This window comes from Cytobacillus sp. FSL M8-0252, from assembly GCF_038007345.1.
Lineage (GTDB): Bacteria > Bacillota > Bacilli > Bacillales > Cytobacillaceae > Cytobacillus > Cytobacillus kochii.
The window spans coordinates 4698751-4712567 of the sequence record NZ_JBBOWZ010000001.1; the positions used below are offsets into that span (position 1 = coordinate 4698751).

At 37.0% G+C, this 13817-nt stretch carries 10 protein-coding genes; 1 reads left to right on the forward strand and 9 read right to left on the reverse strand.

Going from position 1 to position 13817, the window contains the following annotated elements; translation table 11 throughout:
• Window positions 1-63 precede the first annotated feature (63 nt).
• Window positions 64-2682 (reverse strand): TrlF family AAA-like ATPase, encoded by a 2619-nt coding sequence (locus MKX83_RS23730; RefSeq protein WP_341058465.1) that lies wholly within the window; start codon window positions 2680-2682, stop codon window positions 64-66.
• A gap of 204 nt (window positions 2683-2886) precedes the next feature.
• Between MKX83_RS23730 and MKX83_RS23735 the strand changes: the two genes are divergently transcribed.
• Entirely contained in the window at window positions 2887-3972 is a 1086-nt protein-coding gene (locus MKX83_RS23735; protein ID WP_341058468.1) for a GTPase, read from the forward strand.
• 109 nt (window positions 3973-4081) lie between these two features.
• Here the strand turns inward: MKX83_RS23735 and rlmH are convergent, their stop codons facing one another.
• The 8 genes from rlmH to walK all read right to left on the reverse strand — a co-directional run bounded on the left by rlmH (window position 4082) and on the right by walK (window position 13813).
• Window positions 4082-4561 (reverse strand): 23S rRNA (pseudouridine(1915)-N(3))-methyltransferase RlmH, encoded by a 480-nt coding sequence (gene rlmH / locus MKX83_RS23740; protein ID WP_095371367.1) that lies wholly within the window; start codon window positions 4559-4561, stop codon window positions 4082-4084.
• Window positions 4562-5566: 1005 nt separating this feature from the next.
• Window positions 5567-6915, reverse strand: a protein-coding gene (locus MKX83_RS23745) for an IS3 family transposase (RefSeq protein WP_341058473.1) whose coding sequence is annotated in 2 segments (ribosomal slippage) — window positions 5567-6471 and window positions 6471-6915 — 1350 coding nt in all. Because the reading frame shifts where the segments join, the coding sequence is not laid out codon by codon here.
• 302 nt (window positions 6916-7217) lie between these two features.
• Window positions 7218-7379, reverse strand: a complete 162-nt coding sequence (locus MKX83_RS23750; RefSeq protein WP_341058476.1) for a CxxH/CxxC protein — start codon at window positions 7377-7379, stop codon at window positions 7218-7220.
• Window positions 7380-7482: 103 nt separating this feature from the next.
• Window positions 7483-8700, reverse strand: a complete 1218-nt coding sequence (locus tag MKX83_RS23755) for a S1C family serine protease (RefSeq protein ID WP_341058479.1) — start codon at window positions 8698-8700, stop codon at window positions 7483-7485.
• Between the two features lie 329 nt (window positions 8701-9029).
• Window positions 9030-9824, reverse strand: a complete 795-nt coding sequence (locus tag MKX83_RS23760; protein ID WP_095371360.1) for an MBL fold metallo-hydrolase — start codon at window positions 9822-9824, stop codon at window positions 9030-9032.
• Window positions 9825-9833: 9 nt separating this feature from the next.
• Window positions 9834-10640 (reverse strand): two-component system regulatory protein YycI, encoded by an 807-nt coding sequence (locus MKX83_RS23765; RefSeq protein WP_095371359.1) that lies wholly within the window; start codon window positions 10638-10640, stop codon window positions 9834-9836.
• An 18-nt stretch (window positions 10641-10658) separates the two neighbouring features.
• Window positions 10659-11990, reverse strand: a complete 1332-nt coding sequence (locus MKX83_RS23770) for a YycH family regulatory protein (RefSeq protein ID WP_095371358.1) — start codon at window positions 11988-11990, stop codon at window positions 10659-10661.
• Entirely contained in the window at window positions 11987-13813 is a 1827-nt protein-coding gene (gene walK, locus MKX83_RS23775; RefSeq protein WP_095371357.1) for a cell wall metabolism sensor histidine kinase WalK, read from the reverse strand. The genes MKX83_RS23770 and walK overlap by 4 nt, the downstream gene beginning before the upstream one ends.
• Window positions 13814-13817 lie beyond the last annotated feature (4 nt).

Consider the following 13817-nt stretch of genomic DNA (forward strand, 5'->3'; position numbering starts at 1 on the left):
ATAGATATTCACTACACAAAAAGGAACAAAAATAGTTTTTTGTTCCTTCTGTTATTTAATAAATCATAGATTGTATTTTACTTTTCTCATTTGAAAGGCTGTATTTCCTCCCTCTAATGTGTCGATCACTGACTTTTTAACAGAAGGATTATCAACAGAACCTATACAATCATCAACTATTGAGCCAGTTCCATCAATTTCTTGCATTACAATGATTAACTCTGCATCTCCAAATACCGGGATATTTGCATTATGACTAGCAAAAATAAATTGTCTATTTAACTTATAATCTCTTAATCCATCAACAAAGTTATTTGCTATATATGCATTATCTAGGTTATCTTCTGGCTGGTCTATTATTAAAGGATCATTATTATCTAACATTAAGATGTTTAGAATTGCAGTACATTGTTGCCCCTTAGAAAGTTTATTAAGTGATTTGAAATTTTCTCCATCGGAACCCCCACCAGCAGTATTTAACTTAACATCTATAATATCTAACAATTGTACTAGTTCAAGTTCTAACTTTTTTTCTAAAGGCAATTGCGAAATTATATCAGCCTTTGATTTAGTAATATTATACTCGCTCATTAGTTTACTACTACCTTGATTAATATGTTCAATAAAGGATGGTAAAGAGAATTCTTCTTGCTCTCTTATCCAATTTAAACTCTTTGATCCTAATCCTTCAATTTCAGATAACTTTTCAATTAATTCTTCTCTATTTTGTTTTGGATGTACTTCAACTTGCACTTTTCCTTTGAGTTTTCCTTTATTAATTTTTTTTACTGCTTTTCTTAAAGCGTCAAAAGAATCATCTTCATTTTTTTTCAACTTTTCTAACAAGGTCTTCCTATCTTGAATAACCTTTTCTAATTCTTCCTCAATTCTTGTTGATTCGTTTTTACTTGGATTAATACGAGCAATTTCCGAAACAGTCTCTCGATACTCCATGGCTATTTCAGGCCCAGTCTTTCCATTAAATCCTTCTAACGATTTGATTGATAACTTAATTTCACCTTCAGATTCATTTTTTATTTCTCGCCATTGTTCGTTAATTTCATCAATCTTCCTAGCAGTTTCTTTGACTAATTTTTCATAGTCATCTTTCAATTTGTTTAAACCCAAGTTAAAGCCATCAATTATCTCTTTAATAATAATAAATTTTTCTGAGTTAGGTGTCTCTTTTATAAAATCGTCAGTAAAAGGTGTATCTATCTCAAAAAATTCTACTTTGTGTTCAGTAATTACCTCTAAAGATTTCTTTAGGTATTCCTCTTCTGTAGATAAGTGTTCTATTGCACTCAATTTAGCAGAAATACCAGTATCCTTAAAAAACTTTACCTTTTCCTCAAGTTTAGGTAATCTAGAGACCTTATTGGATACCTCGTCCTTCCTTTCTATTTGATCTAGAAGACTTATGGCATTTTGTTTTAGTTCTTTTATAATTGCTTCTCTTTCTAAATGTTTATCTGTTTGATTTGGAAGAAATCTATGTAAAATACTTAATTTAGCCTCTTCATTTGAAACCAATTCAATAATTTCATTTTGGCCAAATATTTCAACATGAGGTAATATATCCTTTACACTTAAATTGGATACGGTTCCATCGGCATTCTCTATAACACATGGATCCTCGTATCTTTTTATAATCTTATATTTTTCACCGTATCTTTGATTTGAAGTAACGTGCAACTCAATTCTTCCATTATCTAATCCCAAATTTGCTTTTATTAATTCCTTAAAATATTTTATTGAATCAGCACTCTTTGGTTCACAATCTAAAGCATATCTAATGAGTTCTAATAAAGTAGATTTACCAGTTCCTCTACCGCCGATAGTAGTATTTAAATTTTTAGATAAATCAATTGATAATCCATCGAGATATCCTCCAAAAATCTCTATCTTGTCAAGGCTACTATGATAGTGTTCGTTCTGATCATATGAAAGTTTTACTCGTGCAGAAGGGTCTCTAAATGCCTCTTTAAAACACGAGAAATTTAACTCAGACATCTTTACTAAAGAGTATGAATTTTTTTCAAGTAAATCATCGGGTTTACAAACATCCTTTGCGTTAATAAAAGCAAAAGGAGTATCTTTTTTATACATTGGTTCCTTATTTTTTATAATATTTATATATCTAGGATCTACCTCTTCTAGGCTATGTGGTATTTGTGCTGCTCTAAGTCGAACATCTTTCCAGACATGATTCATTTGACCCAATTTCAAAATCCCGTTGTCACTCGTTATATGTGCAGCATACCAAAAGCCACCAAGTTCATCTTCAACTAATTGAGCAATTTGAAGACATGATAATTGACTCGGTAATACACCATTTTCTACATCTGTAAGCCCTAATCTACCTAAATATCTGTTTAACTGTTCTGGCTTAGTATCTTCTGAGAATAGACAAACAATATGAATTTTTTCAGCAGTTGCTATTTCAAACCCCGGAAAAACAGTAATACCATTCTTATTTAATAAATCTCTTAGCCTCTCTGCTGTTTCAATGTTTCCATGATCTGCTAATCCTATTACTTTAATATCTTTTGATATACAATTTTCTAGAATTAATTGGTTATACTCTTCCTCACTTGTATCATGCTTCCCACCTCTATAGGCTACATAACTATAGGGGTTCACTTGCAATGCACACTTATAAAATTCAGCATATTTCTTCACTTTTAGCCCTCCTTCTACTAAGAATTACAATATTTATTCCATTATATAACAAATTCCGCAATCTTTTTACCTACAATTTTAAACCTTTCTAGACTAATAGATTATTTATTAAATTTACCAATTACATTCCTCAACCTCCTATATAATGGTATATTAGAATTAGGAAAATACTAATATTAGTGGGGAAAATGGGAGGTTTTTTTTTTGGACGATAATAATATCTATGAATCTATTGACGCAATAAAAGAAGAGTTAGAAAAGTTAAATCAAACTCAGGTTAGAATAGCATTATTCGGACAACCGGGCTCTGGAAAATCATCATTAATTAATGCGCTAATTGGTGAAGATGTAGCAAGAGTTTCTCAAGAAACTGATACTACAATAAGTGAAGATCCATATAAATGGGAGGATTTAATCCTAACTGACTTACCGGGTTATGGGACCAAAAATTTCCCTGCTGATTCTTTTTTTGAAAGATTTGATGTGCTTAGTTACGATATCTTTATTTGTGTATTTTCAGGTAAATTTAAACAAGAAGATACAGAATTTTTCAGGAGACTTCATAAAGAAAATAAAAAGTGCATTTTTGTCAGAAATTCAGTAGACAGTATGTTTGAAAAAGGGAAATCAATAGAGCAACTAAAGGAAAGTGTTACAAACGATGTTAGAGAACAGGTAGGAAAGGATGTAAAAATATACTTCACTAGTTGTCGAACTGAAGAAGGATTAGATGATTTAACCCAAGCCATCTATGAAAACTTAAATAGTGTTAAGCAGATAAAATTTTCATTAGATGCAAAGGCATATTCTGAGGATTTTTTAGAAAAAAAGAAAAAAGCATGCTATAAGTTTATTTATTTAGGCTCATCTCTTGCTGCTGCAAATGGAATAAACCCTATCCCAGTCGTCGATATCACTGTGGATCTCTCTATAATTACAGGAATTTTTGACCGCATAAGAAAATCTTTTGGTTTAAGTAAAGAAATAATTGAAGATAATAAACCTTTGTATAATGAAAGGTTACTTTCTATTGCAAATAAAGTCTTAAAATATACTACTAAGACAGCAATCACTAAATTACTCGAAAAAGTTGCTAAAGACCAACTTGAGGAACAAGCAGTAAAAACAATTCTAAAGCAGATTGGCAAGAGGATACCACTAATTGGTCAAGGTGTTTCAGCCACTACATCTTTTATTGTAACCTTTGCAGCAAGCAAGAGTTATTGTAATGATTGTGCAGAGATTGCTACAGCGATTCTAAAAGATAAACTCTATTCCAGTACAAATTAAAATAAAAAGAGAAGTAAACAGGGAAATACCTATGTATTCCCCTGTTTATTCGTTTAAAATTTATCCAACCATTCTCTTTTGATTTCCAATTCCACTCGCTGTTTTACCACTATTTGTGATACGGTTCCCCCCGATTAATCCGAAACCCCCGATAAATCTGCTCCAACAACAACAACCTCATCACCTGATGCGGAAACGTCATTTTAGAAAACGACAACGCGAGATCACTCCGACTCTCGACTTCCTTACTAGTTCCGAGTGACCCTCCGATAATAAAAGCAATCTTACTCTTACCATAAGTAGCAAGATCGTCTAGTTTCTTTGCGAGTTGTTCGGAGGTGAGCATTTTGCCTTGGATTTCTAGGGTGATGACGAAGGTGTCTGGGGCGATGTGGGCGAGTATGCGGTCGCCTTCTTTGCGTTTGACTTCTTCCATTTCGGCAGCGCTCATGGATTCTGGGGCTTTTTCGTCTGGTACTTCGATTAGGGTTAGTTTGGCGTAGGCGCTTAAGCGTTTTTTATATTCGTCGATGCCTTGTTTTAAGTATTTTTCTTTTAGTTTGCCAACGGATACGATTGTGATGTTCATACTGGGCCTTCCTTCCGTGCTTTTTTCTTTCCCTAGTTTACCATAAAGGCTGCAGACTTATTGATGATCCTAGTTGTTACCTGAAAAAATTTTCTTCTTTTCGCAACCTTTCCAAATCTCTTGGTATCTATGTATTAAACTCGATTCTATCTGGAGAAGGGGGGCGGTATTTTTGCATCTTGTAGAACGTTAAAACAGAAAGAAGAAGAAACTTATTTAGAAGTAATGGATGACTATGGTGATTATCTACTAAGGGCTGTTTTTTTTGATAATGAAGGATTACCAGCTGGCAGAAGATACGGTTCAAAATACGTTTGTGATCGCTTTTCAGAAAGTAGATTAGCTTGAGGATGAGGCGAAGTTGAAAAGTTGATACGTTCATTCATCTTAATCGCTGCCGCTCATAGATGAGGAAATAAAGTTCTGGTTCGAATTTAGTCCCTTTTGCTCTCATATTACAACTAACAAAATAGATGAGCCAAATTCTGTCGATCCCATTACATTACTCGCTTTCACCAACCCAAACAACCGCTTTTCTTGGTCTGTTGACGCTTTCGATGAAAATGATGAATTACTGAGGAGAAGCAACGGCTACCGCTTAGGTAATGATACGATCGGTCATCTTCCCTTTTTTTACTTAAAAACGAGAACACTAACTGAAGCCGACCAACTTTTGTTAGATAAGAAATTTACTGAGGCATTAAAAGCGTACAAGACAAATCCCGAGGATAAACATAGTCAACGAATGATCAAACGACTAGAGGAATTAGATGAGTAAAATGATGAAAGAGGTTGGGGCATAAGTATTCTAGCTAATGATTTATCCGAATGATAATGATTAGGAGTCCTAGCATCTAATCATTCGGTTTTTTGTGTGATTTGAACCCTTATATGAAAAGAATAGTGAAATGGAGCGGAAGACACTCGACTCCTGCGGAAAATAGAGGGAAAGCTGAGACCCCACAGGCAATGTGTAGTGACCCCTAAAAGTTAGACACAGTTATTTCATGAGGCAACTTGTTCAAAATGAGTTCGGTATTGTACCGGACTCATTTTCAATTTTCCCTTTAACCGTTTCCTATTATAGTATTCTATATATTTTTCTAATTCTAGTTTAAAGTGGTTCACACTTTCAAATTCCTTAAAATAAAGCAATTCTGACTTCAGTATCCCAAAGAAGTTTTCCATTACAGAGTTATCGTAACAGTTACCTTTACGTGACATACTCTGTTTAACCCCTTTTGCTTGAAGCAAGTTGCGATATTGGTTCATTTGATAATGCCATCCTTGGTCGGAATGCATGAGTAATTGATGCCTTTCTGGTAAGGATTCTAATGCTTTTTCTAACATGTCCGAAACTAATGAATACGTTGGTCGAAAACCGATGGTATACGTAATAATTTCACCATTAAATAAATCTAATACAGGCGATAGATACAGCTTTTCACCAAATAGCTTGAATTCTGTAATATCTGTTACCCATTTTTCATTCGGTGCGTCCGCACTAAATTGACGGTCTAAATGATTTGGCGCTATTTTACCGACTGTGCCTTTATAAGATTTATACCTTTTCATCCGCACTAGGCATCTTAAACCCAGCTCTTTCATGATTCGTTGAACCTTCTTATGATTTACTTTTTTCCCACGATTCACTAGCTCATCCCGAATACGACGGTAACCGTAACGACCTTCATGTTCTTCATAAATGGCTTGGATTTCTCCTTTTATATCGGTGTCTGGATCAAGTCGATTCATTCGTTTTACTAAATTATAATAGGTGCTGCGTGGAATGCCAGCGAGTTTTACGAGTGACTTCACCGAATACTTATGCCTTAACTCATAGACTACTTGTGCTTTGTCTTGTTTGGTGATTTTTCCTTGTTTTGAACTAAGGCATTCAACTTTTTTAAATACTCATTTTCCATTTCCAGTTGTTTTATTCGATTTTCTAGTACTTCAAAAGAACGGTCAGTAGAACTTTGTTTATTTGAACCTTTTTTCATGGATAGACGCCCCTGTTCCTGTGACTGAAGGGCATCTATCCCTTGTGTTTCAAACTTTCTTTTCCATACAGCTAGAGTGGAATGCGCTGGGATATTAAAAATAGCTGCCGTTTCACATAGAGAAGTACCATTTTCAGTCATATATTGTAGTACTTCTAGTTTAAACATTTGTGTATAACTTGTACAACGTTTCACCAATGCCTCTGAGCCATTGTAGTTGTATTGTCTTACCCATTTAACAATCGATTTGTGATCTATTCCAATAGATTCTCCAATTTCTCTGTAACTTTCTTTTCCGCTTAAATAGCGAGTCACGGCTTGTAGCTTCATTTCCGCAGTAAATTTGAACAAAAAAACTGCACCTCCAATAGTTGTAGATAGTGTCTAACAATTGGGGTGCAGTTCAATGCCGAGGAGGCTCAGCCCCTCCCCGCGGAAAGCGAGTGACTGTAGCGCAATGGAACGGACTTTTTTTGCAAATGATGTTTTAAAATCAATTTGCTATTGTTCTTTTTTGAGGTTAGCTCATTTAGTTATGTCCCAGTCTCATTTCATCCCTCAAAAGATATACACAGCTCATCCTCACACCATAAACAGAATATCCACAGAAGTTATCCACATATCCACATTTTCTATCCACATCTTGTATGGGATTATTTGTTCGCCACCATATATACGGCTGGGTTAGGGCAGAATTCACAGGTTGTTGATAAGTTTTCTTCTGGTGCACATTTTGTTAACACTGGGAAGGTTTCGTGTTCGTCTACAATGGTATCGATGGCGATATCAATATGTTCTTCGCAGCTATAAATCATCTTCGGTGCCTCCTCATTTATCTATTTATAATTTATCCACATCTCATCTTATCAAAACTAAAAAAAACAGGAAAGTGATGCCTTCACTTTCCTGTGGATGAATTTAGAATGTATTTTCGGTTTTTAAGGCCATTGTTGTTTCTGCTAATTTACCTTCGCGATAATACATCACCTTCATCTCATCTCCTACGTCCTGACCATATAAATGGTGGCGTAAATCTAAGACATCGGTAATTTCTTCGCCATCTAGCTCAACAATGACATCCATTTCTTTCAGTCCTGCTTCTGCAGCTGGGCCATTTGGCTCGACTCCGCTCACAACTACACCATTTTCTACATCTTTCGGAAGTTTTAACGCTTCTTCTTGATAATAGGCAGGGATATCACTTACTGAAGCGATTTGTACGCCCATATATGGTCTTCTCACTTCACCATGCTGTTCTAAGTCACTGATGACCGTTTGCGCAAAATTAATCGGAATAGCAAGCCCAATGCCTTCCACAGAGGATTCGGCAATTTTCATCGAGTTAATGCCGATGACTTGTCCGCTAATATTGACGAGTGCCCCACCGCTATTTCCTGGGTTAATGGCTGCATCTGTTTGTAGGACTTCAGCATTCCAATCGACTGTACCGTTTTGATCGATATCGACTGGTACGGTCCGATTTAAGCCGGAAATAATCCCTTTTGTGACTGAGCCTTCAAATTGACCGAGTGGATTTCCGATAGCAATCGCAGGCTCACCAATTGATAGAGCGTCTGAATCACCAAATTCTGCGACATCCTCTACAATCGAGCCATCTATTTCAAGTACAGCTAAGTCTGTCCATACGTCGGAACCCACGAGCTCAGCAGCAATTTTCTCACCATTGAAGAGATTGACTTCAAGCCGCTCCGCACCGTCGACGACATGGTGATTCGTCACGATAAAGGCATGGTCCCCCTCTTTCTTATAAATGACACCAGAGCCAGAGCCTGCTTCTACTCCTTGTGTGCTTTCACCATTTTGTCCATTCGACCACATGCCTGCCGATTGGATGTTGGAGATGCTAACAACCGCTCCTCTTGCCTTTTCGACTGCTGATGTGATTTCTGTTTCCACATCTACCGATACCTTTTTCGTTTCTACTTGGCTGTTTTCATCTGTGTTTGATAAGCCTAATGTTTCTCCACCATTAGAGCCCCCGTTCATTTGGGGAACAACGAATAAAACGAGCAATGCACCGATAATGACACCGACAAGACTAGAGAATATGTAACCTGCTTTACTTCCCTTTTTGGTGCGTCCCTCTCGATTATAATGATCATCATAATAGCCCATTACACAACCAACCCTTTCATTCCATTTTCTTTTTTAAGATATATCCTTCTATTTTTATAAAAAATGAGGTCTCTTTTTTCCCTAGTGTTATCATAACTCTTCTTCATTAGAAACATACTAGGAATGAGTAAGATTACCTGATGAAACGTGTAGAGGCTTACTCCGCTACTATTATTATACGCATAGATGAAAAAAGACAAATACTAAAATGCATAAGACAAGAAAATCTTACGAATTTGTTCATACTTTCTTTCTGATTTTGTAAAAAGCGCAAAAAAGGAAGGGGTAGCATCTAAGCCTCCCCTTCCTTCTACCCATTATTTCTTGCCTTAAACAGCTGTTAAAGCTGTAGGTTTTTTCGGATCTGTATCAAAGAGCTGGAATCGCTCTCCGACGCGTATGCCTTTTGTTTCAAGTGTTTGTGCGACAGCCATGCGTGCCAAGTCCTTCATATTATTATCTTGACTTAGGTGGGCAAGATAAAAGCCTTTCGTGCGATCACCGGCCACTTCGCTCATCGCAATCGCCGCGTCTTCATTGGAGACATGGCCGACATCGCTTAAAATCCGACGTTTAATATTCCATGGGTAACGTCCCATTCTTAACATTTGCACGTCATGATTACTTTCAAATACATAGGCATCGGCGTTTGAAATAAGTCCCTTCATGCGATCACTTACATACCCCGTATCTGTGATGAGCACAAGTTTCTTCTCGCCTTGATGAAAAACGTAAAACATCGGTTCGGCTGCATCATGTGAGACGCCGAATGATTGAATATCGAGGTCGCCGAAGGTTTTTACGGTTTCCATATCAAAGGTGAATTTCTGCTCTGTTGGGACTTGTCCAATTAACGGAGACATCGCCTGCCATGTTTTTTCATTGGCATAGATCGGGAGCCCATATTTCCTTGCAACAATACCGACACCTTTTATATGGTCACTATGCTCGTGTGTCACAAGTATCCCGTCTAAACGACTCATATCACGATCAATTTCTTTAAATAATGCTTCCATTTGCTTGCCACTGAGGCCAGCATCCACTAAAAAGGAGTGGGTGTTGGTCTCTACAAAAATGGCATTCCCCGTACTGCCGCTCGCGAGAACGCTAAATTGAAAAGACATAGGTTTCTCTCACTCCATTGTTTTATTCTCATTTTTATTTAGTTCGAGTACATTTAGCTCGAATCCGTGTACATATAGACTGTATTCACCATCAATGACGAAGCGCCAAGCTGGTGTTAATACTTGAAGATTACTCATATCGACATACGTATGAAGCCCAAGCTCTGGTTCTGATACTTTACTTCCAGACGGGATCTTGCCACTATTGTATAGAGAAGATAATGCTTCAGATGGCGGCTTGATCAATTTTTGATCATCCTCAATTGGTTCAATTGTTTCCAAGTATGTTTGTGTATAAGAGACGATTTCATTATTTTCATTTAAGAAGAAGGTTAATTCAGCATTTTTATTTTGGTAGATGATTTTCTCTTGGTATGTTTGATAATACGTAATGGTATTGCCTTTCTTCTCCCAAAAACGATACTCATTACCGTATAAGACTTGACTCTGAATAAAGGACTCTAATTCCTTTGGATCAAAGTCTTCACTTACTTTCATCAATGGCTTATTGACATCAAATATATACTCGACACCGCCATCAACCTTAATGTCTTCTCCATTCAGGCTCTTCAATTCATCTTTTTCAAACTCTTTAGGAGTTGCCCGTAACAACTGGCCACTGACTTCTTCTGTCGTAAAAATATTTGCGTCGTACGAAATGTCATCATCCTTTAATTTTTCTTCTAACGTGCTTGATAAAGGAAATTCCGTTTCTTGTTCTTTTGCTTGGACGACAGTAAAGTACTCATACAATAAATAGACATTGAGCACAAGAAAGGTCAGTATAAAAATGGTTTTTATTTTGCTCCAATCCATCTACTTTCCCCTCCTGCCTCAATTTGGTATAAACTCATCCTTGGTAAACTTCTTCCACTCATTATTATAACGATAATACCAAGCTGGCTGCAAATTGATGATTTCCGAATTAGTTGTAGCCACATTCTTTTCTACCTTCATCTCGTAAGCCACCGTTACATCTTGCAGCAAGTTACGCTCAAAATTAGGCAGCTGCTCAATCTCTTCGATGACTTCCTTACCGGATAGTAAACGGCTTTCCTCCCCACCACTCACAATCGTTCCGAGTGCGAAGTTGCTACGCGTATATTCATTAATGTCTGTATCGCCAAGCTCTACTTCTATCTTCGCTCGATGATAATCACTAAAGATGGGAATTCCTTGTTGGTTATGAAATAATCGGAAGACAACCTTATTACTCTCTGGTACCTCTTCAAAGTAACGATAATTGCCTGTCCAGCCCTTATGTGCATTCATAAAATCAATGCTTCGTCGCAGTAGATTCATCCCAACAAACTCATCACCAACAACAGAAGAGATGTTTTTATAAGAAATCATATTGCGATCTTCATAGACACGCATAATACTCGTACTATCGGTATATTCAATCATGGATGGTTGAGTTGTACTCTCTTGTACAACAGATGGATCACTAAATAATGACTCCATCAATGTACGTGGTTTGATTTTATCCATTAAATAGATGCGTTGTGTCGATACAGGAATATGCTCATCCGGTACATAAATCACGCGATCATTCTGGCCCTTATAACCAAGAAGCGAATAGAAATCTTCATCTTCACTGGCCGTCTCGTAATACTTCGTACGGAAATCAGCCATCGATGGACCTTGTACTTCTCCACGGTAGACCGTACCTTGATCTCTCGATATAAAATAGGCTAAACCGACATCATCCTCTATAGAAGTCGTGTCAATCATCATTGTGTCAAATGAAAAATCGGTAGCGTTCTTATCTATATTGGGCATGACTTCGCGAAAAGCATTAAGTGAAACGTCATCTGGGTAGACCATTATAGAATGTCCTGACTCTTCTATCCATTCATGTAATGAACCGATATCGTTGGAGACATTAGCTAGATTTAATAGTTCCCATTTGTTCATATCATTAGTGATTTGGTCGATTTCCGCAGATAAGGTTGTTCCAATTTTCTTATCATCGTAGAAATGAATAAGCTGACTAGGTCTAATGACTTCGCTATACTCTTTGTCATCTCCTATCGGTTCAATCGCTTGTCCTGGGTTCTCGACAGGCGTTAAATTAGGTCGATACGTCCATAAATTAAACGTCAATAAGATACTACAACCTACTAAGATAATTAATAGGATATTCTTTATCTTCTCATAGGTCATTCCCAATCATCCTCTTCGGAACGGATATACGGCAAGCTAAAGGAGATCGTTGTTCCTTTTCCTTCAATACTTTCCGCCCAAATTTCACCACCGTGCGCTTCTACCATTTCCTTGGCAATCGCTAGTCCTAATCCCGTTCCTCCTAATTTTCTTGTTCTTGCTTTATCTACACGATAAAAACGATTAAAGATTTTTGATACATTTTCTTTCGGTATACCCATACCTTCATCAGCCACGCTTATGATTAAATACCCCTCTTGTTCTTCAATACTGAAGGTAATCTTTCCTCCTTCAGGTGAGTATTTCATCGCATTGGAGATGATATTATCAAGCACCTGAGTGAGTTTATCTGTATCAATCTCAACAAAATCAGCCGTTGTTGGCACCCTACGTTCGAAAGTGACATTTTGTTGTTTCGTGAACTCAAAGCGATCAATAATTCGGTTATAGAATTGTGTGAAATCAACCCACTCTTTATTTAATTGATAGTCGCTACTGTCCATTTTCGATAGCTGCAATAAATCATTGACCAAACGAATCATACGCTCCGTCTCATTTTGAGTGACATCAAGGAAATTCGGAGCAATCTCTTTATCCTGCCACGCTCCATCTGTTAATGCTTCTAAATAACTGCGCATGGTCGTTAGTGGTGTTCTTAGCTCATGTGAAACGTTAGCCACAAATTCGCGGCGCTCTTCTTCAATTTTTTCTTGCTCGGTAATATCATGTAAAACGGTTATAAGTCCATTAATAAAGCCTGTTTCCTTTTGAATAACTGAAAAATTGGCCCTTAAAATAAGATTGCTCTTTTCATCACTATAATCTAAGATAACCGATTCTCTTTCTTCAAGTAGCTCTTCAAATGTGTAGTCTTCTTCCAACCCTAATAATGAAACAATTGAATTAGATAAGACTGTTTCACGTGAAACATGCAACATTTCTGCAGCAGGTTCGTTGATGAGAATGACACGCCCTTTGCGGTCAGTGGCAATAACGCCATCTGTCATAAAGGTGAGGACAGATGATAGTTTCCTTCTTTCCCCTTCAGTGGTAGCTTGTGCTTCCTGCAGCTTTCTAGTCAAACTATTAAAGGTCATAGCTAATTGACCAATTTCATCTTGGCCATAGATTTTTACTTTTCTAGAATAATTCCCTTTTGCCATTGCTAACGCTTGTTTTCTCATATCGGTGATAGGTCTTGTAATGGTTTGCGCAAGTAACACACTGAGCACAGCGGTTAAAATAAGAGCAATTGCTGTACCTGTTGAGAAGATTTTGATAATCTCCCTCATCTGTGTATAGACATTCTCAATTTTAGACGTGACATAAATCACACCTTTTACGTCATTATCAATAATAATTGGTTTAATGTAGATCCATACTCGTTTGCCATTAATGACACTATCCTGTTCATTCGGTTGACCATTTTTAATTGACGTACGAATAAGCGCATTAGACATCTTCTGACCAACCTTTGATTGATCAGAAACATTCGATGTCCCTAGCACTCTCATAGACGTGCCCTCAATAACGGCGACTTCACTAATATCATCAGTGTTGTAGTCCTGCAATAACCTGCGCAGGTCCACCTCCAATGTGGCATCACCGTCTTCCGGCACTCGTTCTTTCACAAATTGTTCTTCTAAATAATAAGATAGCAGCTTCATCTGGTTTTCAATCGTTGTTTTAAAGTTAGCATTTAACGTATCCTCTAATTGCCTGACGAAATAAGCACTGACAATTTGCATGGCAATGAGGATGAGCAACACATATATAATGACGAATTTCAGATGAATTGATCGAAAAAATCCTACCTTGTTCATGTTC

What these genes read in the sequence shown, in the direction of transcription:
- MKX83_RS23750 (WP_341058476.1), bottom strand. Translation starts at nt 7,379, where the DNA reads ATGATTTATAGCTGCGAAGAACATATTGATATCGCCATCGATACCATT.
- rlmH (WP_095371367.1), bottom strand. Translation starts at nt 4,561, where the DNA reads ATGAACATCACAATCGTATCCGTTGGCAAACTAAAAGAAAAATACTTA.
- MKX83_RS23765 (WP_095371359.1), bottom strand. Translation starts at nt 10,640, where the DNA reads ATGGATTGGAGCAAAATAAAAACCATTTTTATACTGACCTTTCTTGTG.
- walK (WP_095371357.1), bottom strand. Translation starts at nt 13,813, where the DNA reads ATGAACAAGGTAGGATTTTTTCGATCAATTCATCTGAAATTCGTCATT.
- MKX83_RS23760 (WP_095371360.1), bottom strand. Translation starts at nt 9,824, where the DNA reads ATGTCTTTTCAATTTAGCGTTCTCGCGAGCGGCAGTACGGGGAATGCC.
- MKX83_RS23770 (WP_095371358.1), bottom strand. Translation starts at nt 11,990, where the DNA reads ATGACCTATGAGAAGATAAAGAATATCCTATTAATTATCTTAGTAGGT.
- MKX83_RS23755 (WP_341058479.1), bottom strand. Translation starts at nt 8,700, where the DNA reads ATGGGCTATTATGATGATCATTATAATCGAGAGGGACGCACCAAAAAG.